This window comes from Gilliamella sp. Bif1-4 (genome assembly GCF_001690535.1).
GTDB lineage: Bacteria > Pseudomonadota > Gammaproteobacteria > Enterobacterales > Orbaceae > Gilliamella > Gilliamella bombi.
Window position 1 is genome coordinate 412,536 of record NZ_LZHC01000024.1, and the last position, 22,932, is coordinate 435,467.

27 protein-coding genes are annotated in these 22,932 nt (G+C 34.9%); 12 read left to right on the forward strand and 15 right to left on the reverse strand.

The genetic code is table 11. The annotated features are described in order from the left end of the window. Nucleotides 1-101: 101 nt before the first annotated feature. The gene (locus A9G25_RS04675) at nucleotides 102-593 is read right to left on the reverse strand and encodes a CbrC family protein (protein WP_218057539.1); all 492 of its coding nucleotides are present in this window, start codon (nucleotides 591-593) and stop codon (nucleotides 102-104) included. Nucleotides 594-1,233: 640 nt separating this feature from the next. Between A9G25_RS04675 and A9G25_RS12565 the strand changes: the two genes are divergently transcribed. The 3 genes from A9G25_RS12565 (at nucleotide 1,234) to A9G25_RS12790 (ending at nucleotide 2,326) form a co-directional block, all read left to right on the forward strand. After that, nucleotides 1,234-1,596 (forward strand): hypothetical protein, encoded by a 363-nt coding sequence (locus A9G25_RS12565; protein ID WP_141675000.1) that lies wholly within the window; start codon nucleotides 1,234-1,236, stop codon nucleotides 1,594-1,596. Between the two features lie 17 nt (nucleotides 1,597-1,613). Further along, a complete protein-coding gene (locus A9G25_RS04685; RefSeq protein WP_065625943.1) occupies nucleotides 1,614-1,961 on the forward strand; it encodes a hypothetical protein in 348 nt (115 codons plus the stop codon). Between the two features lie 218 nt (nucleotides 1,962-2,179). After that, nucleotides 2,180-2,326 carry a hypothetical protein gene (locus tag A9G25_RS12790; protein ID WP_176701074.1) on the forward strand — a complete coding sequence of 49 codons (147 nt, stop codon included), beginning with the start codon at nucleotides 2,180-2,182 and terminating at the stop codon, nucleotides 2,324-2,326. Between the two features lie 177 nt (nucleotides 2,327-2,503). On the opposite strand, the gene pgm is transcribed toward A9G25_RS12790, so the two are convergent. The 3 genes from pgm to A9G25_RS04700 form a co-directional block, all read right to left on the reverse strand. Then, nucleotides 2,504-4,141, reverse strand: a complete 1,638-nt coding sequence (gene pgm / locus A9G25_RS04690) for a phosphoglucomutase (alpha-D-glucose-1,6-bisphosphate-dependent) (protein WP_065625944.1) — start codon at nucleotides 4,139-4,141, stop codon at nucleotides 2,504-2,506. Between the two features lie 99 nt (nucleotides 4,142-4,240). Next, entirely contained in the window at nucleotides 4,241-4,744 is a 504-nt protein-coding gene (locus tag A9G25_RS04695; protein WP_065625945.1) for a hypothetical protein, read from the reverse strand. Between the two features lie 22 nt (nucleotides 4,745-4,766). Then, nucleotides 4,767-4,952 carry a hypothetical protein gene (locus A9G25_RS04700; protein WP_065625946.1) on the reverse strand — a complete coding sequence of 62 codons (186 nt, stop codon included), beginning with the start codon at nucleotides 4,950-4,952 and terminating at the stop codon, nucleotides 4,767-4,769. A 166-nt stretch (nucleotides 4,953-5,118) separates the two neighbouring features. Here A9G25_RS04700 and A9G25_RS04705 point away from each other — a divergent pair, with 166 nt between their 5' ends. Together A9G25_RS04705 and gloA are read left to right on the forward strand one after the other, a co-directional pair. After that, nucleotides 5,119-5,619 (forward strand): glycine zipper 2TM domain-containing protein, encoded by a 501-nt coding sequence (locus A9G25_RS04705; protein WP_065625947.1) that lies wholly within the window; start codon nucleotides 5,119-5,121, stop codon nucleotides 5,617-5,619. A gap of 222 nt (nucleotides 5,620-5,841) precedes the next feature. Further along, on the forward strand, nucleotides 5,842-6,249 hold the full coding sequence (gene gloA, locus A9G25_RS04710) for a lactoylglutathione lyase (RefSeq protein ID WP_065625948.1): 408 nt from the start codon (nucleotides 5,842-5,844) through the stop codon (nucleotides 6,247-6,249). Nucleotides 6,250-6,306: 57 nt separating this feature from the next. Here gloA and gmk read toward each other — a convergent pair whose 3' ends face one another. Then, nucleotides 6,307-6,930, reverse strand: coding sequence for a guanylate kinase (gene gmk, locus A9G25_RS04715; protein WP_065625949.1), 624 nt, complete (start codon nucleotides 6,928-6,930; stop codon nucleotides 6,307-6,309). 221 nt (nucleotides 6,931-7,151) lie between these two features. Here gmk and A9G25_RS04720 point away from each other — a divergent pair, with 221 nt between their 5' ends. Continuing rightward, a complete protein-coding gene (locus A9G25_RS04720) occupies nucleotides 7,152-7,856 on the forward strand; it encodes an AzlC family ABC transporter permease (protein WP_065625950.1) in 705 nt (234 codons plus the stop codon). After that, a complete protein-coding gene (locus A9G25_RS04725; RefSeq protein ID WP_065625951.1) occupies nucleotides 7,843-8,166 on the forward strand; it encodes an AzlD domain-containing protein in 324 nt (107 codons plus the stop codon). Before A9G25_RS04720 ends, A9G25_RS04725 begins: the two co-directional genes overlap by 14 nt. A gap of 122 nt (nucleotides 8,167-8,288) precedes the next feature. Here the strand turns inward: A9G25_RS04725 and A9G25_RS04730 are convergent, their stop codons facing one another. The 8 genes from A9G25_RS04730 to A9G25_RS04765 form a co-directional block, all read right to left on the reverse strand. Continuing rightward, nucleotides 8,289-9,188, reverse strand: coding sequence for a heme biosynthesis HemY N-terminal domain-containing protein (locus A9G25_RS04730; RefSeq protein ID WP_065625952.1), 900 nt, complete (start codon nucleotides 9,186-9,188; stop codon nucleotides 8,289-8,291). A 10-nt stretch (nucleotides 9,189-9,198) separates the two neighbouring features. Beyond that, on the reverse strand, nucleotides 9,199-10,629 hold the full coding sequence (locus A9G25_RS04735) for a uroporphyrinogen-III C-methyltransferase (protein ID WP_065625953.1): 1,431 nt from the start codon (nucleotides 10,627-10,629) through the stop codon (nucleotides 9,199-9,201). Between the two features lie 100 nt (nucleotides 10,630-10,729). Further along, nucleotides 10,730-11,473, reverse strand: coding sequence for a uroporphyrinogen-III synthase (locus tag A9G25_RS04740; RefSeq protein ID WP_065625954.1), 744 nt, complete (start codon nucleotides 11,471-11,473; stop codon nucleotides 10,730-10,732). Continuing rightward, nucleotides 11,470-12,390, reverse strand: coding sequence for a hydroxymethylbilane synthase (gene hemC, locus A9G25_RS04745; protein ID WP_065625955.1), 921 nt, complete (start codon nucleotides 12,388-12,390; stop codon nucleotides 11,470-11,472). Before hemC ends, A9G25_RS04740 begins: the two co-directional genes overlap by 4 nt. A 136-nt stretch (nucleotides 12,391-12,526) precedes the next feature. Continuing rightward, nucleotides 12,527-13,897: an adenylosuccinate lyase gene (gene purB, locus A9G25_RS04750; protein WP_065625956.1), complete on the reverse strand. Its 1,371-nt coding sequence runs from the start codon at nucleotides 13,895-13,897 to the stop codon at nucleotides 12,527-12,529. 48 nt (nucleotides 13,898-13,945) lie between these two features. Beyond that, nucleotides 13,946-14,593, reverse strand: a complete 648-nt coding sequence (locus A9G25_RS04755; RefSeq protein ID WP_065625957.1) for a lysogenization protein HflD — start codon at nucleotides 14,591-14,593, stop codon at nucleotides 13,946-13,948. 1 nt (nucleotide 14,594) lies between these two features. Then, complete coding sequence (gene mnmA / locus A9G25_RS04760; RefSeq protein WP_065625958.1) at nucleotides 14,595-15,713, reverse strand: tRNA 2-thiouridine(34) synthase MnmA; 1,119 nt, start codon at nucleotides 15,711-15,713, stop codon at nucleotides 14,595-14,597. A gap of 275 nt (nucleotides 15,714-15,988) precedes the next feature. After that, the gene (locus A9G25_RS04765) at nucleotides 15,989-16,678 is read right to left on the reverse strand and encodes a LexA family transcriptional regulator (RefSeq protein WP_065625959.1); all 690 of its coding nucleotides are present in this window, start codon (nucleotides 16,676-16,678) and stop codon (nucleotides 15,989-15,991) included. 151 nt (nucleotides 16,679-16,829) lie between these two features. Between A9G25_RS04765 and A9G25_RS04770 the strand changes: the two genes are divergently transcribed. Beyond that, nucleotides 16,830-17,057 carry a helix-turn-helix domain-containing protein gene (locus tag A9G25_RS04770; protein WP_065625960.1) on the forward strand — a complete coding sequence of 76 codons (228 nt, stop codon included), beginning with the start codon at nucleotides 16,830-16,832 and terminating at the stop codon, nucleotides 17,055-17,057. Between the two features lie 70 nt (nucleotides 17,058-17,127). On the opposite strand, the gene tpiA is transcribed toward A9G25_RS04770, so the two are convergent. Further along, entirely contained in the window at nucleotides 17,128-17,892 is a 765-nt protein-coding gene (gene tpiA, locus A9G25_RS04775; protein WP_065625961.1) for a triose-phosphate isomerase, read from the reverse strand. A gap of 100 nt (nucleotides 17,893-17,992) precedes the next feature. Here tpiA and zapB point away from each other — a divergent pair, with 100 nt between their 5' ends. From zapB to A9G25_RS04795, 4 genes are all read left to right on the forward strand, one after another. Beyond that, nucleotides 17,993-18,238, forward strand: a complete 246-nt coding sequence (gene zapB, locus A9G25_RS04780) for a cell division protein ZapB (RefSeq protein ID WP_065560759.1) — start codon at nucleotides 17,993-17,995, stop codon at nucleotides 18,236-18,238. A gap of 78 nt (nucleotides 18,239-18,316) precedes the next feature. After that, nucleotides 18,317-19,624, forward strand: a complete 1,308-nt coding sequence (locus tag A9G25_RS04785; protein WP_065625962.1) for a DUF2868 domain-containing protein — start codon at nucleotides 18,317-18,319, stop codon at nucleotides 19,622-19,624. Nucleotide 19,625: 1 nt separating this feature from the next. Next, the gene (locus A9G25_RS04790; RefSeq protein WP_065625963.1) at nucleotides 19,626-20,984 is read left to right on the forward strand and encodes a DUF3482 domain-containing protein; all 1,359 of its coding nucleotides are present in this window, start codon (nucleotides 19,626-19,628) and stop codon (nucleotides 20,982-20,984) included. After that, complete coding sequence (locus A9G25_RS04795; protein WP_080702319.1) at nucleotides 20,932-21,471, forward strand: C40 family peptidase; 540 nt, start codon at nucleotides 20,932-20,934, stop codon at nucleotides 21,469-21,471. Before A9G25_RS04790 ends, A9G25_RS04795 begins: the two co-directional genes overlap by 53 nt. 110 nt (nucleotides 21,472-21,581) lie before the next feature. Here the strand turns inward: A9G25_RS04795 and A9G25_RS04800 are convergent, their stop codons facing one another. Next, nucleotides 21,582-22,769, reverse strand: coding sequence for a pyridoxal phosphate-dependent aminotransferase (locus A9G25_RS04800; RefSeq protein WP_065625964.1), 1,188 nt, complete (start codon nucleotides 22,767-22,769; stop codon nucleotides 21,582-21,584). Nucleotides 22,770-22,932: the final 163 nt, after the last annotated feature.

The following is a 22,932-nucleotide window of genomic DNA, read 5'->3' on the forward strand; positions in this document are numbered from 1 at the left end:
GTTTTCCTAGTTATTTCCTTTTATCAGTGGGATATTGCACACTATTATTTCTTATTTTAATTTTGCATATTAAATCGATACTCTGTATAGAGTTATTAAAATCAATCGCAATCAATATGCAACCTTTTTTTAGCACATTGCACACACTCAAACAAATAGCCGACGAACGCCCCGTCTTTCGATAAAGACGATTTTATCAATTCTTCGGGATAGTCTTGGATATCATCTAAGAGTTCATCAAAATAGGGTTCAATTTCTTTGGCTCCAACATAACCAATAAAAGCGCAAGGTTCGTTACAATGCGATAACCAAACTTCCTGTTGCCATGATGAATAACTCGGGGTTTTTAATACTATTTCGTCTAATATTTCGGATGGCACATCTTCTATACCATAATTATCGTTGAATTGACCTTGATATTTTTCTGCAGCCGAACCATCGGCAATACACCATGGGCAGATATAATCAGGATCTTCAACACAATAAGGTACCAAATTATATTTTATTGTTCGTTTTTGATTACAAACGGAACAAATTCCCTTTTCATTAACAAAAATATCGAGTTGATATGCATTTGGGTGATATTTAAACATAGGTAAGCACATCTCATAATCCTTTATATAATAAAGTTAAGATTATATAATCCAAGTAGTTCGATACAAAATAATTAAATGCCAGATTATTCTCATCAATAAGTTGATATAGTTAAATAGTAAGTCTTGACAGTTAAGTCTAAAACGTATACTAAGTTAAAATACAAAATAAATAACTGTAACAAAAAATCACACCATCAAGCAACACTTCAAGTGCGACAAACCCGATTGAGCTACCAGTGGTTGATCAAAGTTTTGCTGATATAGGCATGATGGTTCCTACATTAAGATCAAGTAACTTAATGAGTATAAGTGACTTAGTGACATGTTATGACTATTGGGAGATGATGGAGACGGACAAAGTTGAGTAACGACATCCGGGAATTTGATGTTGAGTATTATAGATAAAAATAACCAATCAGTAGGCCGTAGTAATGTATTAGCGACATGTAATGCACCTTATAAAGTGGAATTAAGTAGTCATAATAACAAAAGCACTAGCCTATAAGTGTTTGATTTCACTCAGGTGTTTAAATAAAAACTCCAATAAAATCAATACTCTACCTGAGTGATTTTAGAGCAAAAAACACGCTTATAGCACCACAATATTAATAAGTTTGCCTTATCACGGTACCAAAATGTGCCGATTAGGCACAAGCAAACCTATGTCTTAAATTTATCAAATAATCCTATTCGACGAGTTTTTACACGAAAATCATTTATATCGTCGAAATTATCTCTCGAATTATTATCGAAATTTTTCCAAAAAAGCTTATTGGTGTTGGGGCTGTTATTATTGTCATTTTCATGGAATGTACAGGCGAATGACAGAAAAGCTCGAGCGGGTAATCGTAGTGATGCAATAATGCTACCACAGTCGCCAGTTATCAATTATGCAAGGCCGACTTTACGTTTGTCTCTCGGCATGTTTGCAGGCCCAGCTGACATATGGAATCATGATAAGGGCTTTTTAGTTCAATCAATCCTGAATCATACAACCTAAATTTCCCGACCACAGGTATGCATAATTTATATTTTGATTTACCCATAACAGGAATAGAACCAGAAGAGTTGACATGGGAACCGGTTACGCATGAGGGAATTACTGCAACAGTGACAAATGTTGTAGCTAATGGATGGATTCCTGTTTGGGATAAGGGAAAAGTTGTAGCCCGCGTTAAGCTAACAGGTTCAGAGTCAAGAAATCAATGGTACAATCCGAATCCTAGTCGAATTACTGTACCAAAGTTACCGCAGACGTTTGAGTTAGTGGGTAGAGATATTAATACCGGTGATGAGGTAGTAAAATATGGATTTGTTTTGAGGCAGTGGTTCGTCCATCGGGGATATTGTTCATGGGATCAATAGGGGACGTTATAGTGAAGCGTTAGCATGGTGTAATAGTTTGGGTTATCGCATACCGAAGGTAAGGGATTTAACCAATGCGAAGTGTGGTGTAGATCGTTATTTCCCCTGTATAAATGGCATAGATAGCGGCACGCCGTCGTCAGGTCATGTGTTTTTTCGGCGACACATAGGTGCAAGCTTTTTCGCGGAGTGGGGCTATAGACGGCTGGTTTTATTCGGTGCTAAATTTTCTGACCATGATATTTGTCTCCTATGATTTTTGTTTATATCATAGCGGCGACTTTTGTCCATTTTTTGGCGAGGATCAGACTACCGGCTGGCAACGTTGGTTTATGGTGCAGGAAGGTGATGAAGATTTAAACTAAATTTAAAGTAAAATTTAAAAAGTGCATTGGTTTAAAAGCCCTGCCGCCTTTTATTCTAAGGAGTTAAGACGAATTGCACTACATGGTGTAATCTAGGAGCTTTCTAATAAAAGACTTATGTAAAAAAACAGCAGCTATTTGCTTGGCTGCTGTTTTTTATTGCGTTTGTTTTTTCGGTTATTTAATCGCTTTTGCCACAATTTCTTGGGCTTCTTGTTGGAGTGTATTTAAATGCTCGTTACTTATAAAGCTTTCTGCATAAATTTTGTAAGCATCTTCTGTTCCTGAAGGGCGAGCAGCAAACCAGCCGTTTTTGGTTATCACTTTAAGCCCACCAATTGCAGCGTTGTTAGCTGGTGCAGTGGTTAAACATTGAGTAATTTTTTCACCTGCTAAGTTGTCTGTGGTTAGTTGGTTGGCATCTAGTTTGGCTAGTTTTTGTTTTTCACTAAACGAGGCTGGCGCTTGGATTCGTCCATAATAAGAAACACCAAATTTAGCTTCGAGTTCTTGGTACTGTTCTTGTGGGTTTTTGCCTAGTTTAGCCGTCATTTCGGCAGCAAGCAGACATAAAATAATGCCGTCTTTGTCGGTTGCCCATACTTTGCCGTTTGTTCTTAAAAACGATGCGCCTGCACTTTCTTCGCCAGCAAATCCAAGTTTACCATTGTAAAGCCCATCGGCATACCATTTAAAACCAACTGGATATTCTAAGTACTGTTTGTTTAAGCTATTTGCAACTCGGTCGATCATTGAGCTTGTGACTAATGTTTTACCAATAGCAATATCTTTGTGCCATTGTGGACGGTTTTGGAACAAGTAATTAACACAGGTTGAAAGGTAGGCATTTGGGTTCATTAGCCCTTTTGGTGTCACAATGCCATGACGATCAAAGTCGGTATCATTACCAAAGGCTAAATCAAATTGGTCTTTTAATTTTAATAACCCAGCCATAGCCCAACGGCTTGAGCAGTCCATACGAATAACTTCGTCATGATCTAGATGCATAAAGCTGAAAGTTGGATCGACTTTGTTATTCACAATATTAAGGTTGATACCATACTTTTCGGCAATGCGTGGCCAATAGGTAATACCAGCACCACCCAATGGGTCAACACCGATTTTGAGCGATGATGATTTGATAAGAGATAGATCTAAGATATTTTCAAGATCGTTGATATAGTCGGTTTCGTATTCTTTGGTGTGGATGTAATTTGAATTTAGAGCCTTGCCTAAGTTAACACGTTTTACACCATTGAGTTTGTTTTTCAATAATTCGTTAGCGCGGTTTTCAATTTGTTTGGTGATGTCAGTATCTGCAGGTCCGCCATTGGTTGGGTTGTATTTTATTCCGCCATCTTCTGGTGGATTATGTGATGGAGTGATGACAATGCCGTCTGATAGCTGTGATTGTTTGTTTTGATTGTAAGTTAAAATAGCATGGGAAATGACTGGCGTTGGCGTATAGCCCCAATCACGAGCCATAACCACTGTTTGCTCGTTAGCAACAAAAACTTCAAGCACTGATTTTAAGGCAAGTTCTGATAAGGCATGTGTGTCTTGACCAATAAAGCAAGGGCCTGTAATGTTGTTCGCTTTGCGGTATTCGGCAATCGCTTGAGCAACGGCTAATATATGTGCTTCATTAAATGTGCCTTTGTTTGAGCTTCCGCGATGACCTGATGTACCAAAAATGACTAATTGGCTAGCATTATCCGTATCAGGTTGGATTTGGTAATAGTTATTGCGTAATGTTTCAACGTTGATAAGATCTGATGGTTGAGCTAACATTCCTGCGCGGCTTTGCTTGGCCATTTTTTACTCCTCTTTCATAAAATAATATTTTATATGCTAAAAACGTGAATCTGTTGAGTTTATATCACGTTTTTAGCTTTTTTATTTTTATTTAACCTATTAAGGTAAAAATGCGTTGGTGACTTGGTTTATCATGGTTTCAGATATACCCATGTCACTCATTATTGATTCAATAATATATAATTTTCTGGCAGTATTAGTGTTGCTGATAACCCAATAAGGTGTGCCAATGATTTCTCGGGGTTTGGTATTTTTGCCTGATGTTTCTAGTAATTGTTTATCTTTGGCTAAATATTGTCGCTTGCTTCCATGTAAGGATGTTGCGGCAATGGCAAATAGGGCCGGATTATAGTTATATAGCGCACCAAGCAATAATATAAAGCGACTAATAATGGATTTCTCGTTCGTGAAAGTGTCGCTAGTTAATAAATTATTAAAAAGGGAATAATGATTCTCTTTTTGTACAATAGTCTGTTTTTTTGCCGATGTAGATTGGTTTATGTTTAATAAACGTCGTAATATACTTGATGCATCTTCGCCAATGTGTTTAGTTTGACCAGCAATAAATTGGTATAATTCTTCGTCGATTTCGATAGTTTTCATTATGTTACTTGTGCCTATTTTATTATTTCACGGGACATCCTAAAGCAGGAATTTTGCCTAAATGCGAATCATGGGCTGATTTGTTATCTAAACAATCATTCGATGGCTGTTTAATGGCAGCATTATCGGTTGTTGTAGGTGCTTGATTTGCATCATGACAGGCAATTATCATAACTGATAATGTTAATAGAAAAAATAACCGTTTCATATATTCATTGCATAGTTGATAAATTTTTGTGCTGAGTATAACTTAACTTAAGCATAAATTGTATTGGCTATTGATAAAATAATGAAAATAGTATTGTTGTTTAAAAAAAAAAATATTATTCTAAACCGTGTATAACAAGCTTATACTATTATTATATGAGGAATGAATTATGAAAAAAATCGTCACATTAACTATTTTAGCTGCAATTTTATCTGGATGTAGCAATAGTGATGTTTATTCTGGCGATGTTTATACAGCGGATCAAGCAAAACAGGTTCAGCAAGTAAGTTATGGTACAGTTGTTTCAGTACGACCTGTTAAAATTCAAGCCAATGCATCAGATGGTAAAAGTGAAAGTATAGTAGGTAGTCTTGGTGGCGCTGTTATAGGTGGCGTTTTAGGTAATACTATTGGTAATGGTACTGGTCGTGTGTTAGCTACTGCAACAGGAGCTATTGGTGGTGCAATTTTGGGGGATGCTATTCAAAATAAATCTAGCCAAGCTAGTGCTGTTGAGTTAGAAATCAAGCAAGAAAACGGATCTAATATTGTTCTTGTACAAAAAGGTTCGGCTAACGATTTTTATGCTGGTCAGGCTGTTCGTTTAGTCACTAATGGTAAACAAATTAGCGCATCACCACGTTATGGTAGTAGTGCAAAAAAATAATGCCTAATTTTATTAGTTTTAGACATATTGCCTTTAAATAACAACTAATTTTCGCTCATCTTGATGATGAGCGAAGTGCTTTGGCTAATAATTTGATTAAGATAATTCTTGTTGTTTGTCTTTTACCTATAATCACTCAGTTTTTAACAAAAATTTGCCTGTCTGAATACTAACGTATAAACTCAAACAAATTATTAATTGTTATAAAGGGATAATAAAGTAATGCGTATATTACATACTATGATTCGAGTTGGCGATCTACAGCGCTCAATCGATTTTTATACTCGTGTAATGGGAATGCGGGTGTTAAGAACCAGTGAAAATACTGAATATAAATATTCACTTGCATTTGTTGGTTATGGTGATGAAACAACTAGCTCAGTTATTGAGTTAACTTATAATTGGGGTACCGATAAATACGAGCACGGTTCGGCATTTGGTCATATAGCTATTGGTGTTGATGATGTTGCTAAAATGAGTAATGACGTCAAACAAGCTGGAGGCAAGGTAACGCGCGAAGCAGGGCCTGTAAAAGGTGGCTCAACCATTATTGCTTTTGTTGAGGATCCTGATGGTTATAAGTTAGAGTTGATCCAAAACGATCAAGCTGATAAAGCGTTAGGTAATTAATTTATTCCATAAAAATATCGCCACTTTTTTGGCGATATTTTTTCATCTTATTTCGAATTATTCCTCTAGCAAATCTACTAATAATTGCCTATTGGTGATAGCTTGTTTGGATTGCTCAAGGCTGGCTGTGGTAATAATGGCATTTAAGGCATTTAGTGAGGTGTCAAAATCATCGTTAATAATGACATAGTCATATTCGTTATAATGCGAAATTTCAGCTCGGGCTTTTTGCATTCTTTTGGCAATTACATTGTTGTCATCTTGCCCTCGTTTAACTAGGCGGTTTTCAAGCTCTTTAAGCGAAGGTGGTAGTATAAATATGCTTTTTGCTTGTGGCATTTTTTCACGTACTTGCCTTGCACCTTGCCAATCAATATCCAAAAAAACATTAATTCCTTGTGATAGGCTTTGTTCTATTTCGGCTTTAGATGTGCCGTAATAGTGGTCAAATACGTTGGCATATTCGACAAATGCTTGTTGATCAATTAAGGATTCAAAGTGTTTGTGATCCACAAAGTAATAGTGTTCACCATGCGCTTCTCCTGGGCGAGGATCGCGCGTAGTATGCGAAATTGATACTTTAGCTTGATATTGTTTTTTTTGAGCTAGATAAGCTTGAATTAGACTTGATTTGCCAGCACCACTTGGTGCAGAAATGATAAATAGAGTTCCTGTATACATAGATATATTTGTCACGTTAATTGTTATTAAGTTATTTTAATTGTCATCAATATTAGTTAAACGATATTATAGCAAAATTCGGCAATATATTATGGCTTATTGTAAATTAAGTTACTTAAATTGTTTTTTAGTCAAAATAGATTTAAATAGTCAGTTTTAATATGTATTTGCAATATAGGCAATATTAATCTATAGGGTATTGTTATTATTAAGGAATATCTATGCCATTATCATTTAAAGATGGAGCTTATGCTTGTATCCCAACACTATTAGGGTATATCGGTATTGGTATTGCTGCTGGTATTGTGGGCAAATCGGCAAATTTATCGGTACTTGAAATTACATTACTGGCTATTATTGTTTATGCAGGCGCTGCGCAATTTATTATTGCTGGATTAATGATAGCAGCTACGCCTATTTCGGCAATTATTTTTACTGTTTTTTTAGTTAATTCACGTCATTTTCTAATGAGTATGGCAACAGCCCCCGCTTTTCGAAAATTCTCGTTGTTAAATAATATTGGTATCGGTAGTTTATTGACCGACGAAAGTTTTGCCGTGGCAATAAATGCGATTACAAATAAAGTGCCAGTTAATGCTGCTTGGATGCATGACCTTAATTTAACTGCTTATATTAATTGGATTTTGTCTTGTTTTATTGGTGCTTTAATCGGAGAGTGGTTGCCTGATCCTACACAATTTGGTCTAGATTATGCTTTAGTCGCCATGTTTATTGGTTTGCTCTATTTGCAATTGATTAGCGATAATAGCAAAAGTCTTAAAAATCGGCTTTTAGCTATGTTAGCCGTTGCTGTTTTGCTAATATTATTAATGCGTTTTGTATCACCTGAAATGGCTATTTTAATCAGTACATTTGGCGGTTGTTTTATGGGTATGGCGATGGAGAAAAAGCATGACAACTTATAGTTTATTGATTATTTTAGGTTGCGGGTTAGTAACTTGGTTGCCAAGAGTGATTCCATTTATATTAGTTCGCAAGTTTCAGTTACCGAATGTGGTGACTCAATTCTTGTCATATGTACCTTTATGTATTTTAACAGCGCTATTTGTGCAAAATTTATTTGTGGCAAAGGAGGGACATTTTCCAGATTTTAATATGGAATATTGCTTAGCGACAATTCCAACCGCAATTGTAGCCTTTTTGACTAAGAATCTGATGTGTATTGTTGTTACTGGTATGTGCTTTATGGCGTTAATTCGCTATTTTATGATTTGATTTGTGTCAATCAATAGCTGAATTTTTAGCCATTATTTTCAATGGCTATTTGGGCAATAATCATTATTTTGAGTTCAAACAAAAACAGGGCAATTGCCCTGTTTTTCTTGTTATATTCTTTTTTATGTTCTTTCTTTTTGTTCAAGTTTACTAATCGATTTTAATATCTTTTCAGCTTCGTTAGCTTGGCCTAGTTGAGTTAGATAATTAGCCATCGCTTTTTGATAAGCCATATTATTTAAAATGGCTCTTGGTTGTTCATTCCACCATTTTACTAGTGTTTGTGCATCACTATTAGTCGATAATTGCTTAATTCGACCAATATAGGCTGCTTGTTTAAACTGATCTAGTTGCGATTCGCTGTACACTTTAGCTTTGTACATTGCAGGCAATAGGTCAATAATCGCTTGATAATCACCCATTTCATAATAAAGTTGATCTGCTAATCTAAGTACTTCAGCATTGCGAGGCTTTTCGTTTAGTAGCTGATCTAATGTGATGCGTGCAGTTGTGTATTCGTGGTTTTTTAGTTGCAATCTAATTTGTACTAGCTGAAAGGCAAATAATTCATTAGGTTGGCAACTTTTAGCGGCTTGTTCTAGCGACTGATTAGCCGGGATTAATTCATCATTATCAATTTGAGCTTGTGCTGCAAGTAAATATGATAAGGTGGTATTTTTTGCCCCTTTGGCACTTTTGATAAATAGTTTAGCAGCTTGCTTATAATCACCTTCAAGTAATAACATTTGCGCTTGTTCAACACGTTTTATCGATTTTTTGGGCGACTTTAAGCGTAGCCAATTGCCTAATGCTGTTTTAGAATTAAAAATTTTATTCAACAAACAGTAAATTAAATAAAGGCAAAGTAGACCAACTAATTCAAGTATCATAAATGAATTAAATGACATGCTGACACGATATTTGGCAAATTCAAATACCGCTGAACCTTGGTGCCCTTGTAATAATGGTCCCAAAAAGAATCCACCCACTAGTACTAAGAAAATAATTAGTATTTTTATCATTATTATTCTCCTATTTTGACAACATTGAGCGAACGCGGGTTTGCATTAGTTTTTCAAGTTCGCCAATGCTAGTTAGGCTTTCAGGCACATTTTGATTGCTGATTGATTGATTTTGCAAATTCTCAAGTTCATTAATAAATGCTTTAACGCTTGGAGCATTCCCATCAAAATAAGCATTAACCCAAATTGCGGTTTCATTTAGTGCACGTTGGTAAATAAGTTCTTGATGTCTTGGTACGGCTTGCGCTGCAATCAATAAACGGAAGCGGATGTTTTCACGTAGGTAAAGCGACTGTTCCAAATTCAGTGGTGCTTTTAATATTTGGCATTTGACGATTTGTTTTTCGTCTTGTCCTGCTTGTTCTAAGCAAGCCTTAAAGTTGGTCTCTTTGTCATCAAGTTTTTCTATGGTTATAAATTTATCCATAAAAGTCTTAGTACTGCTTAATAAATTATCAGACCAATCGTTAACCGATGATGATACTTCACTATTATTATCATTAGCTATATTGTTAATGTTTATTTGTGGTGTGTTTGTAGTATCTTCGGCATATTTTGTCATGCCAAGATCGATATCTTTATAATTACCTACTAAAGGTAATTCGGTAAGCGATTCTGATAAACCGATTAAATTCATAATAATGCCATCGGTATCAGTAAAGCTTACTTGAGCAAGTGAATTAATATCTTTACTAATTGCTTGTCTTGCAGGCAATAGGCTTGGGTCATCAGCTTGGGTTAGGCTTTCGTCGGCACTTTTTAGTAGTAATCGTGCGGATGTGTAGTCTTGGTCACTCCAAATTTTACGACCAGCTAAATGTACTAAGTAATTGGCTTGTGAAATTAACCAAACATTGTGATCACTTGTTGACATTGCCGCTAAGCGTTCATTGATATTTTGTAAGCTTTGTTCTGTCAATTTTTGTGAATCATTGATTTGAGTTGTTAATTGTTGCTGTAGCTGTTGTTGCTCACTCAGTTTACGATCAATACGCTGTTCTAGTGAATTGAATTGCTGATTTTGTTTATTAACTGCGTCGGTAATACTACTTTGTAAATCATTTGTTATACTCTGCTTGGTTGTTTGTTTTAAATTGGCCAGTTCAGTTTGTAATATTGAGATGGTTTTTTTTTGTTTTTTAATTTCCTGTTGACCATAATAAAGCCCCAAACCACCTAAGCAAACGGTTAATGCTATAGCAATTATTGATAATTTTGAAACAGGTGATTTGCTGGTGTTCTTAGTGTTACCGCTAATACTGTTTTTAGGTTGGGTTTTAGACTCCATTGATGGATTGGATTGAGTGGTTGTTTGTTTTTTTTTATCTTCTTTCATAGTGTTATTCGCTTCATTTTGAACCGCTGTTATCGTTATTTGACTAAACGAAGTTGTGTTTATTGTTGAAAGTGTTGCATTGGCACCGTAATATTTTGGCGGCATAAATAACCTCATTTAGATTTCTAGAAATTTATGTTGGCATTATGACATAGAGTTAACATTGTTTTAAATAAATTTTAATTATTGTCTTAATAAGCAAGTATCATAGATTATTTATATTATCGGCTATAGTATAATTTATCATTACCGTTTTAAAAATATTTTGATTATTTGCGCTATTAACCAGTAGGATTTTTTGCCAATTAAGTTGTTTTGCTTTTGCAAAAATTCGTTGGCTTGTTACTACAAGATTAGCAAGCATTTTATGTTCAAGATTGATATATAACTCAAGCTGGATTAAGTGTTCTAGACTAGTGATAATGATGATTTGGTTTTCAATATTACTAGATAATATCTTTGGCGGATAGGTGATTGGTTTACGACAGTAACACGTTATTGGTTTTACCTTGGCTTTTCGATTTGTTAGTGTTTGAGCTAATAATTGCCGACCTGAATTACCGCATAAAATTAAAACAGTATGATTTTGTACAGATTCTTGTTGTAGTTTTATCAATAATCCTTCACTGTTTTCTTGTTCTGGATAATTTACTTTAGTTGTCGTGAGTTGGTTAAATAATTGTGCTGACTTTTTACCTATTGCGTAATACCGAATATTCGTTGGTAATATTAGATTGTCAATATAGGTTTTAATGACGTGTGTAACTTGTGGTGAAACAACGATCACAATATCGTTAGGTAAAAGTTTATTCAGTTGTTGTTGTAAATTTAGTAGGTCATTGCCTTGTGAAATAGTAAAAAAGGGAAGATGTTGTACTGGCAAGTTTGCTTGAGCAAATAGTTGGGTAAGGTTTTCACCCTCTGGAGAGGGTCTTGTTACATAAATCATTCGCCATTTAATTCCTTTAATATTGCTTTCGCACCTTGATCTAATAAGCGTTTTGCTAATTCTTGTCCTAACTTTTCGGCTTCAGTTATACTACCTTCTAATGTCCCTTTGATTATTTTAGAACCGTCAATGCGTCCAACAAGGCCTTGTAATGACAAAATATTGTTATTTAATTGGCTATAACAAGCAATGGGCACTTGGCATCCGCCTTGTAAGGCTTTATTCATTGCTCTTTCTGCTTCAATACAAACTCGGCTATGTTTGTCATCAAGCACTGAAAGAATCTCTAATATTTGTTTATCATCTGATCGAGTTTCAATACCAATAGCACCTTGTCCGACAGCAGGTAAAATTAAGTTAGTATCAATATATTGTTTGATTCTGTCTTCTAATGCTAAACGCTTTAAACCCGCTGAGGCTAGGATGATGGCATCGTATTGTTGATTATCCAGTTTAGCTAAACGAGTGCCGACATTGCCACGAAGATCTTTAATTTGTAAATGGGGATATTTTGCTCGTAATTGGCATTGACGTCGTAAACTTGATGTACCAATTATTGCACCATTGGGTAGCTCATCTATATTTGAATATTTATTTGAAATGAAGCTATCACGTACATCATCTCGCTTGCAAATTGTGGCTAATGTTAATCCTTCAGGAAACTCAGCAGGGATGTCTTTTATTGAATGGACAGCAATATCCGCTTCGTTATTTAATATTGCTTGTTCTAGTTGTTTTACAAAAAGACCTTTACCACCAATTTTCGATAAAGGGCTGTCTAGCAATACATCACCTTTAGTTACCATGGGAATTAATTCCACTGTCAAATTTGGGTGATTAGTTAAAATTTGTTGCTTAACAAAATTTGCTTGCCATAGCGCTAATGGGCTTTTACGAGTTGCAATGCGAATGTTCAATTAATTTCCCTATTTTTTGTTTAGGTGATTTATATTTAATGAGTAATTTCTACACTAGTGTGATTAATATGATCACCTGAAAGTCAATATTGCCTGATATAGTGTGACTGTATCAGGCAATATTGACTTTAAGTTGTTATTCTAAATTGTCAACAAAGCTAACGGCATAACCAATATAGTTAGCTGGTGTTAACTGTTTTAGTCGTGTTTTTTCACTTTCGGGTAGATTTAATGAGTCAATGAATTCTTGCATGCCTTTTGCATCAACTCGTTTGCCTCGAGTTAATTCTTTCAATTTTTCGTAAGGTTTTTCGATACCATAACGGCGCATTACTGTTTGAATTGGCTCGGCTAATACTTCCCAGTTGCGATTAAGTTCTTCAAGTAAGTGGTCTTGGTTGACTTCGAGTTTGTTTAATCCTTTTAGGGTTGATTGATAAGCTATAATGGCATAACTAATACCTACACCTAGATTACGCAACACTGTAGAATCAGTTAAATCGCGCTGCCAGCGGGAAATCGGTAATTTGCTACCTAAATGGTTCATGATTGCGTTGGCAATCCCTAAGTTGCCTTCTGAATTTTCGAAGTCGATAGGATTAACTTTGTGCGGCATAGTTGAAGATCCAATCTCGCCAGCAATAGTTTTTTGTTTAAAGTGATTTAGTGAAATATATCCCCAAATATCTCGATCAAAGTCTATCATTATGGTATTAAAGCGTGCTACACAATCAAAGAATTCGGCAATATAGTCATGCGGTTCTATTTGGGTGGTATAAGGATTCCATTTTAGTCCTAGCGAGTTAACAAAATTCTCACTAAATTTATGCCAGTTCACTTGCGGATAAGCAACCATATGTGCATTATAATTACCTGTTGCACCATTAATCTTACCTAGTATTTCAACCGATTTTAGTTGTTTTAATTGGCGCTTTAAGCGGTAGGCTACATTAGCAAACTCTTTACCTATGGTTGATGGCGTAGCGGGTTGACCATGTGTTCTTGAAAGTAGCGGTAAATCACGATAAGCGATAGCTTGTGAGGTGATTTTATCAATGAGTTTATTCCAATATGGCACTAAGACAGCTTCTCGAGCTGTTTTTAACATTAACGCATAAGATAAGTTGTTAATGTCTTCTGATGTGCAGGCAAAATGGATAAACTCATTAATGGCGTGTAATTCTTCATGAGTGCTCACTTTCTCTTTTAGAAAATATTCTACAGCTTTAACATCGTGATTAGTGGTTCTTTCGATTTCTTTAATGCGATTTGCATCTTGCTCACTAAATTGGTCTACAATTTGATTAAGATGATTAATAGCTGATTGACTTAATGTGGGAACCTCTAAAATATCTGCTTGTGAAGCTAATTTTTGTAGCCAACAAACCTCGACCTGAACACGGTATTTTAATAAACCATATTCGCTAAAAATGGTGCGTAACTCTGTGGTTTTTTCACCATAACGCCCGTCAATTGGCGAAAGGGCAGTGAGTGCAGATAATTCCATCGGTTTTACTCCGTTACAATATTTGAAATATCAGTTATAAAGTGCAAATTAGTTTGCGCAATTAATTTGGTCTAATAGTTCTTGTGCTGCTTTGCAAATGCGTTTACGGCAAAAAAGAAACTGAAAACGATGTCCACCAACTTGATACCATAAAATAGTCGATCGAACACATCCTAAAAGGGCTGTTCTTACTTTTGCTTGTACCAATGTGTTTTGTAAAAATTCGATTTTGCCAACAACTTTTATTCTAGTTGATATTGGGCTGATGAGATCAGAATAAATTCCCGCTAATGAATAGGACAGATCATTAATATTAGTATTAACAGTTTCATCATTTATATCTAGATAAAGTCCTGAAATGCGTTTTAATCGTTGGTCAATCTTATCTAATGCGTCATCATTTTTTAATAATTTGTTAGTAATGCCAATTGTACCAAACAGGTAACGAATAATTTGGACTTGTTCTTTTTGTCCTGATAATAATAATTGTATTACTGTTTGTAATCCTGTTTTGATATTCTTAATACCATCATAAACATCATCCGTTGTTTTTGGTAAGGTTTTAAACAAACTTTTTATTGCTTGTTCATAAAGTGTAACATTACAAACGCCTGTGTTAGCAAGTTGTGGCACCAGTATTGCACTTTGTGTCGCACCAGCGAGGGCAATAGCAATATGGTGGTATTTATTATTCACGTTAGTCTTCCTTACTGCTTGTAATTCGTTCTTCTATAATACCACCACCAAGACATACTTCATCCTTATAAAAGACAGCAGATTGACCTGGTGTAACAGCTACAACAGGGTTATTAAATATGACTTTAATATTGTCATCGGTTAATGGTATGACTTGGCAGGCTATGTCTTGTTGACGATAACGTGTTTTTACAGTACAGCTAAACGGTTTTGTTACCACTTTACGATCAACCCAATGAAGTTGTTGAGCAATTAATCCTTCAGAAAGGAGTGCAGGATGATCATGGCCTTGTACCACAATCAATTCGTTATTGGTAAGATCTTTGTCAACAACATACCATGGTGCGTCATCAGCTTGTTTTAAGCCACCGATACCAAGCCCTTTGCGTTGTCCTAATGTGTGATACATTAAACCTTGATGCTGGCCGATAACTTCACCATCAACGGTACGAATGTTACCTGCTTGAGCGGGTAAATATCGTGCTAAAAAGTCACTAAATTTACGTTCACCAATAAAGCAGATGCCAGTTGAGTCTTTTTTAGCTGCGGTTGCTAAACCAAGCTGTTGTGCAATTTTTCGCACTTCTGGTTTTTCGAGTTCACCAACTGGAAATAAGCTTTGGTTTACTTGTGCTTCGCTAAGGGTGTAAAGAAAGTAGCTTTGATCTTTGTTATTGTCGATCCCTCGTAATAATTCTACTTTATCGCCTGTTTGGCGTTTACGGACGTAATGTCCTGTGGCAATAAAGTCTGCGCCAAGATCTTCGGCCGCATATTCTAAGAAAGCTTTAAATTTTATTTCTTTATTACATAAAATATCAGGATTTGGCGTTCGACCTGCTTTGTATTCCGATAAAAAGTGCTCAAACACGTTGTCCCAATATTCGGCAGCAAAATTAACTGTGTGTAATTTAATATTTAACTTATCACAAACTGCTTGCGCATCGGCTAAGTCAACGGCGGCAGAGCAATATTCTTCTGTGTCGTCTTCTTCCCAATTTTTCATAAATAACCCAACAACATCGTATCCTTGTTGTTGTAATAAATAAGCAGAGACAGAAGAATCAACGCCACCAGACATTCCGACAACGACTTTTTTTCGAGTGTTTATATTTAGCATAATATTATATTAATAGGTAAAACTAATAAAAAATTTAATGCTAATTTTAACATAACTAGTGAAAAAAGCATAAAGTTATGCTGACAACGATTGTTAAGTTAATTTATTTTTTATAATAGCTTTACATTTATTTTATACTTAAACATATAGTTACCTGAAACTTTTTTACATTTTTTTACTTTGGTATTCATAGAAAAAACGGGAGTTCAATAAATTAAAACAGCCTTACCAGTCGAAGCTGATAAAGCTGTAATTAGCCCAAGCTTAAATGGGTTTTAGTTAAGATCTTTTAGAAGATAAACGACATGCCCAATAATTTTAAATTCTTGTGGCTCATGCTTATCCTTAATAATTGTTGGGTACTTAGGATTATCGCAAAGTAATGCTAAGTTTGCTCCTTGATTTTGAATGCGTTTAATACTGATTTGATCCTCATATTCAACAGCATACAAATAGCCATCAATCGGTTTGTAATGTGCTTTATCAATAATAAGAATATCATGATTTGATATTGTAGGCTCCATGCTATCACCTTTTGCCCATACGGCGACTAAGTCTTCGTAATTACAGCCTTGATGCTTTACTAAGTTAATATCAAATGGGATTGATTCGATTTTTGAGTAAGATTTTATCATATTATTTAAATGGTGGAATGGAATATATACTGAATCTTGAGTATCTGAATCAGATAATAATCTACATTTTCCTTTTCCTGTTACTAACCATTCAATAGGAACATTACATTTTTGGGCTATGATGGCTAATCTACTTAGTGATGGGTAGGTTTTGCCTGATAAGTAATCTCTTATTACTGCTTCTGACATGCCAACTTTTTTAGCAAAGGCATTACCTGAAAGACCTTCTAACACTAGGCTTAATCGATTTTTAAAATTAATAACTCCTGTATTAGTTAAAGTTCGTGTTTTTTCGTTTTCTATTTGTTTTTTTATTTTATTTTCGATCATATTTTCCTCTATTCCATTTTTTTATTGTTTTTGTTGTTTTAATTCGTCTTTTTCTGTGTTATTCTGTTCTATATAAATTAATATCCTTTTAAACATTGTATTACCGATAATCTTTACAATAGTAAGAATATAACTAATAGAGGATCTCATAATGAGAGAGCAAGATCAAGACTGGGCACCATCTAGAGTTGTAGGCGAAATTAAAATTAGAGGCGGAAATTTAAGAGCATTGTCTAGAGCTAGTGGTTTGCAGGCTGATACTTTAAGAAACGCATTATATCGCCATTGTCCTAAGTATGAACGGATTATTTCTGATTATTTACAAGTACCTGTCGAAAAAATTTGGCCTTCACGTTATCCGTCTAAAGCTAAAAAATGATATAAAGTTAAATAATAAAAAGACGCTATATTAAGCGTCTTTTTATTTTGTCATTCGACACATTTAAGTGTTATTTTTTAGCTTGTTCAGCCGCTTTAACAATTGCTGCAAAAGCGTCAGCTTTTAACGATGCACCACCAACTAATGCGCCATCAATGTCGGGTTGAGTAAATAGTTCTGCAGCATTTTTATCATTAACTGAACCACCATATTGGATGGTTACTTGTTGTGCTACTTTTGCATCTTGTTTAGCAATATGGTCACGAATGAATTTATGAACAGCTTGTGCTTGTGCAGGAGTTGCAGATTTGCCAGTTCCAATAGCCCAGATTGGTTCATAAGCAATAACCGCACCGTTAAATGCTTGAACACCAAGCGTTTTTATTACTGCATCAATTTGGCGTGCGCAAACAGCTTGTGTTTGACCAGCTTCGTTTTCTGCTTCGGTTTCGCCAATACATAATACAGGCACTAAACCAGCTTCTTTAATTACACCAAATTTTTTTGCAATAAATTCATCAGATTCTTTGTGATAAGTTCGGCGTTCAGAATGTCCAATAATAATATGAGTCACGCCAATTTCTTTTAACATGTTAACTGATACTTCGCCAGTAAAAGCACCTGATAAATTAATACCAACATCTTGTGCTCCTAAAATAATATTAGATCCACCTAATTGGTGTTTTACAAAATCAAGGTATACAACAGGTGGTGCAATTGCAATATCACATGCTGTGTCGTTTGATAGCTCACTTTTTAGTCCTGCGACTAAGCTTTTAGCCATATCCAAACTACCATTTAATTTCCAGTTACCCATAACGAGAGGTTTTCGCATAATTTTCTCCAACTTAAGATTTAAAAAGGTGTTGATTTTAGAATGAATTCGGTATAATGGTTAGCATTATACACCAAATAATTTGAGCTTGAGGAAAAATATGTCATTAGAAATACTAAATCAATTAGAAAGTCGAATCCAACATACTATAAATACTATCAATACATTACAACAAGAAATTGCAACCTTAAAAAAAGGCAATCAAGAGTTAGAGCAATTAATTAATGATAGTTCAGATGAAATGAAAGCACTACGTGACGAAAACGAAAAGCTAAAACAAGATCAGCAAGTATGGCAACAACGTATTCAAACTTTATTAAGTAAAATTGGTGAAATTACACAATAATTGATTCGACTTTTTGAACGCGACTTATGTCGCGTTTCTTTTATATTTTATTTATTATAATGTTGAAGATTAAGTCTAATGCGACAAAAGCTAAAATCACTCTGGTTGACCGAAACGATCCATTTAATTGAAACAGAATCTGGGCAGTTTGCTGATCAAGATATCAACCGACAAGTAAGGGCAGAACAGATATCGCTTTCAGATCGAATTGTGATGCGTGCAATCATGTTGTCTAAACAAAATGGATTGTATTTGGCGCAAAAAGTACTTTTGCGATCGGTAAAGTTGTCTTTTGCATTATTGCTGTTACTATCTGTTTTTTTAGGTGGTTCATTAGCATTGGGGGCGTTAAGTCAAAACCCTATCAATTTGTATTGGGCGCTTTTTAGTTTATTAGGAGTTCATTTAATTACACTAACTATTTGGCTTGGCTCGTTTTTCCTCTTTTCCAATTTTGGTGGTAGCTTGTTGATTCATTGTTGGTTATGGTTGGCTAAAAAGCTTTCTCAAAAAAAGACAGTGCAACAACTGATCCCTGCATTTGTTGAACTATTTGGCTCTCGTATTCGTTGGCTTATTGGATTTGTGCTTAACCTGTTTTGGGCTGTGATTTTAAGTTGTGCATTATTAGTTTTAGTTGTGTTGTTTTCAACCAAACATTATAGTTTTGAATGGCAAACTACTTTGCTCAGTTCTGATACGATTATTGATTTAACGCACTATTTGGGCTATTTACCATCATTACTTGGTTTTGAGATTCCTAAAGACGAAATTATTAAACTAAGTGAACATGCGTTAAGCGCTGGTGAAATTCGATCATCGTGGGCTATTTGGCTGTTAGGTGTATTTATTGTTTATGGATTAATGCTGCGGTTTTTGTGTATGGTGTTTTGTGGTGTTAATTGGCTTATTAGTTGTCGTCGAATTCAGCTAAATATTTCTCATCCTGATTATCAAATATTAGCAAATCGGTTACAGTCATTATTTGTGAATATTGAAGATGCTGATAAATTAGCTCACAATAGTCACCAGTGGCATTTTTCAACACATTCAATTGAAGCTGGTGAAGGTAATTTTTTGGTTGCCATTGATGTGCAAGAAAGTTGGCATTACCCTGAATCTGTCTCATTTTTAGGTTTTTTAAATACCCGTGAACAGCGTAGTAATATTCTAGATTATTTGCAATTAACGCCAGCTCAAAAATTATTAATTGCGGTTGATACCGATAGAGCACCAGATAGGGGAGTATTGAATTTTATTAATCAACTGATTAATAAATCTCAGCAGACTCGTATTTGGTTTATTAATCAAGGTAAACAGTATCATAATTGGCAATTATTATCTTTACAGTTGGCTCAACCTGACTGGCTAAGCGAGGCACTCTAAAATGCTATCAACATTAAAATTAGCAGTGGTAGGTCATGCCAATGTCGGCAAAACATCTTTATTACGCACCTTAATTCGTAATAGTCATTTTGGAAATGTATCTGATAGCCCTGGCACTACAAGACACGTTGAATCAATAACATTGCCACTTGAGCATAATAAATCAATAATTTTTTATGATACCCCAGGATTAGAAGACAGTTTAGCACTTTATGATTATATTAACCAATTAGTTCCTACTGATGCAAAACTTGATGGTGTCGATAAGTTAACACTTTTTTTACAAAGCCCAGAGTCTGAAAACGTATTTAATCAAGAAGCTAAAGTCATCAAGCAACTGCTAAATAGTGATGCGGCTATCTATGTGATAGATGTACGAGAGCCAGTATTGGCAAAGTATCACGATGAATTAGCTATTTTAGCCAATAGTGATAAACCCATATTAGCTGTTTTAAATTTTACTGCAGATAGCAACCAAAATGAAAAGGAATGGAAAAGATTACTATCGCGCATTGGGATTCATGCTATTATTAGATTTGACGCTATATTTCCTCCTTTGGATGGTGAAGAACGTTTATATCATAGCCTTGCCTTACTGGTTGAGCCTGCTAAAGGTATATTAGATAGCTGGCTAGATAAAATCGCACAAACTCGTAATTCTCGAAATCAAACCGCTAATCTGATTATTGCCGAAACACTTGTTGATGTTACAGCCTTTTATGAAATGGCTAAATCAGAAGATGTGCAAGCAATTGCTGATATGCAAGATAAAGTTAGAAAGCGAGAACAAATAGCGATCAATGAATTATTAAAATTGTATCAATTTGATTCAACTCAAGAAAGTGAAGAGAATCTACCTTTAATAAAAGGTCGTTATAATGCTGACCTATTTAATATTGATGCTCTAAAAATGATGGGTACTCATTTGACTAAAGGCTTTGTTCAGGGTGCGACAATTGGTGCTAGTATTGATTTAGCGACCGGAGGCATCTCACTTGGCTCAGCTGCGCTAATTGGTGCCGCAGTTGGTAGTTTAATGCAGACTGCAAAACATTATGGTTCTAGAGTTCGGTATCAGCTTTCTGGATATAGAAAGTTAAGTGTTGATGATGTTATTATTTGTTTTCTTTCTTTGCGGTTAATTCGCCTTAAAGAAAGTTTGAATCATCGTAGCCATGCGGATACTAGCCCAGTTAGATTATCTAAAATAGATAAAACTGAATGGGAAAAAGGCGTGTTGCCTAAAAGCTTAAAATTGGCTAGGCGTTATTCGTATTGGTCAACGTTAAATAAAGGAACAAAAAGAAATGATAAAAAAAGACAATCAACTATTAGGGACGTTGCTCGGCAACTGTACTAACGTGAAAAAACGTTTTTTAATAACTATATTGTTTTTTTCTATTTTCATGTTGTTTGGTTGTAGTACTACCCAACGTCAAGTTTCTATTAAGAAAACTAAACCCAGTCCTAATTTAACCATGTTAGCTAAAATAGAATCTCACTATAAAAAATGGCAAAACACGCCATACCGTTATGGTGGTACGACTTTAGCTGGAAGTGATTGTTCAGGTTTTGTAATGAACTTTTTCAAAAATAAACTTTCAAAAAACTTACCAAGAAGTGCTGCTGAGCAAGCTCGGTTGGGTGTTAAGGTAAACACCCCTAAAGCAGGTGACTTAGTATTCTTTAAAACAGGCCGTAGCCGTAGTGGTTTACATGTTGGTATTTATTATGCAGACGGCAAATTTTTACACGCTTCAACATCAAAAGGTGTAATTTATTCAAACTTAAATGATAGTTATTGGAAAAAACATTATTGGATGACGCGTCGTATTATGGGTAGCTAACTTTTTTTCGTCATTATTCTCAATGAATAATTCAATTTTAACGGCTCATAATAAAAATAAAGCTCTTTAAATTAGCTAATATTTAAAGAGCTTTAGAATAAGCAGTTAATTTAAATTTTTCCTTTTTCTTTTAATTCACGCATTACATTTACAACGTAAAGCATTTCGCTAGGCGAACCAAGCGATATTCGACACCAATTTGTTGCTGGTGCGAAATCTCTACCAAGTAATACAAAATTATTTTTCATTAGTTCTCGATAATCTTTCAAATCAATTGGACTTTTATGAAACATAAAATTAGTTTGAGATTTTAAATAATGCAACCCTAGTTCTGATAAAGCTTTTTCCATAATTTGCCTTGATACATCAACCGCTTTTTTAGAGTATGTTAAAAAGGGTTGATCATCTATTGATGCGAGAGCCGCGCATACACCACAATAATTAAGTTTTTCACCAGCAACATATTGAGCTATATTCTTAACGTTTTCAACTGAGCTGACCACATAACCCACTCGTAATCCTGCCATAGCATGGATTTTTGAGAATGTTTTAAGCAATATAATATTGTCACAACCTTGTGTAATTAATTTATCAACTGATTCAAATGCAGGATCATTAACAAATTCAGCATAGGCTTCGTCAACAATAAAAATAGTATTTTTAGGCTTACTTTTTATCCAAGATTCAATTTCACTTGTTGCAAAAACTGTCGAAGTTGGATTGTTTGGATTAACTAAATAGACAATTGAAAATCCATTATAATCTTCAGCAGCTTTTTGTATGCCTTTTATATCGATCTGCCAATCTGGCAAACTTGGTACTTTAGTAATTTTTAAATTAAAGATCTTTGCAAAATGTTCTCCATCACCATAAGTAAGCTCTGGAATGACTAATTGAGTATTTGGCTTAACAAATGCAGCAATAGCACTACGAATACCTTCTGAAGATCCTGCAGTTAATAAAATTTGAGTATCATCGACTTTATGATGTTTAGCTAATCGTTTGTTAAGCAATGGCATTTCGGCTTTGGCATAGCGATTAGCTTTTGGTACAGCGTCAATTGCAGCTTGTTTTGCTCGTGGTGACATACCAAGCGCATTTTCATTAAAGTTGAGCCTTACTGGATTGTTAATATCAGGTGTTGCTGCATTTTCAAGCATAGGTAGAGAGAATGAAACCGAGCTCTGCGCTTCTATTGCATGAGCTTTAGATAATAATTGATTAATAGATAGCCCTGCAATTGCCGCACTGGAAAATGTGATTAATTTTCTTCTACTGACGTTTAAATTGGATATCATGATTCACCTCCCATTTAATTAATTTTTATATGGTCAATTATTAATCATGCAAAAATAATACCAAGTTTTTAACGATCATTGGATAATTGATTTGTATATTACTCAATAACATAAAGTTAGTGATATTGGGTTGTTATGTGAGCTATTGTGATTTGAATATGCA

Coding starts and splice junctions, on each gene's coding strand:
- zapB (WP_065560759.1), top strand. CDS start 17,993: ATGTCATTAGAAATACTAAATCAATTAGAAAGTCGAATCCAACATACT.
- A9G25_RS04685 (WP_065625943.1), top strand. CDS start 1,614: ATGCATAATTTATATTTTGATTTACCCATAACAGGAATAGAACCAGAA.
- A9G25_RS04800 (WP_065625964.1), bottom strand. CDS start 22,769: ATGATATCCAATTTAAACGTCAGTAGAAGAAAATTAATCACATTTTCC.
- A9G25_RS04790 (WP_065625963.1), top strand. CDS start 19,626: ATGCTATCAACATTAAAATTAGCAGTGGTAGGTCATGCCAATGTCGGC.
- gmk (WP_065625949.1), bottom strand. CDS start 6,930: ATGTATACAGGAACTCTATTTATCATTTCTGCACCAAGTGGTGCTGGC.
- mnmA (WP_065625958.1), bottom strand. CDS start 15,713: ATGCTAAATATAAACACTCGAAAAAAAGTCGTTGTCGGAATGTCTGGT.
- A9G25_RS04720 (WP_065625950.1), top strand. CDS start 7,152: ATGCCATTATCATTTAAAGATGGAGCTTATGCTTGTATCCCAACACTA.
- A9G25_RS04785 (WP_065625962.1), top strand. CDS start 18,317: ATGCGACAAAAGCTAAAATCACTCTGGTTGACCGAAACGATCCATTTA.
- A9G25_RS04730 (WP_065625952.1), bottom strand. CDS start 9,188: ATGATAAAAATACTAATTATTTTCTTAGTACTAGTGGGTGGATTCTTT.
- A9G25_RS04695 (WP_065625945.1), bottom strand. CDS start 4,744: ATGAAAACTATCGAAATCGACGAAGAATTATACCAATTTATTGCTGGT.
- A9G25_RS04735 (WP_065625953.1), bottom strand. CDS start 10,629: ATGCCGCCAAAATATTACGGTGCCAATGCAACACTTTCAACAATAAAC.
- A9G25_RS04740 (WP_065625954.1), bottom strand. CDS start 11,473: ATGATTTATGTAACAAGACCCTCTCCAGAGGGTGAAAACCTTACCCAA.
- A9G25_RS04770 (WP_065625960.1), top strand. CDS start 16,830: ATGAGAGAGCAAGATCAAGACTGGGCACCATCTAGAGTTGTAGGCGAA.
- gloA (WP_065625948.1), top strand. CDS start 5,842: ATGCGTATATTACATACTATGATTCGAGTTGGCGATCTACAGCGCTCA.
- pgm (WP_065625944.1), bottom strand. CDS start 4,141: ATGGCCAAGCAAAGCCGCGCAGGAATGTTAGCTCAACCATCAGATCTT.
- A9G25_RS04765 (WP_065625959.1), bottom strand. CDS start 16,678: ATGATCGAAAATAAAATAAAAAAACAAATAGAAAACGAAAAAACACGA.
- tpiA (WP_065625961.1), bottom strand. CDS start 17,892: ATGCGAAAACCTCTCGTTATGGGTAACTGGAAATTAAATGGTAGTTTG.
- A9G25_RS04675 (WP_218057539.1), bottom strand. CDS start 593: ATGTTTAAATATCACCCAAATGCATATCAACTCGATATTTTTGTTAAT.
- A9G25_RS04725 (WP_065625951.1), top strand. CDS start 7,843: ATGACAACTTATAGTTTATTGATTATTTTAGGTTGCGGGTTAGTAACT.
- purB (WP_065625956.1), bottom strand. CDS start 13,897: ATGGAATTATCTGCACTCACTGCCCTTTCGCCAATTGACGGGCGTTAT.
- A9G25_RS04795 (WP_080702319.1), top strand. CDS start 20,932: ATGATAAAAAAAGACAATCAACTATTAGGGACGTTGCTCGGCAACTGT.
- A9G25_RS04700 (WP_065625946.1), bottom strand. CDS start 4,952: ATGAAACGGTTATTTTTTCTATTAACATTATCAGTTATGATAATTGCC.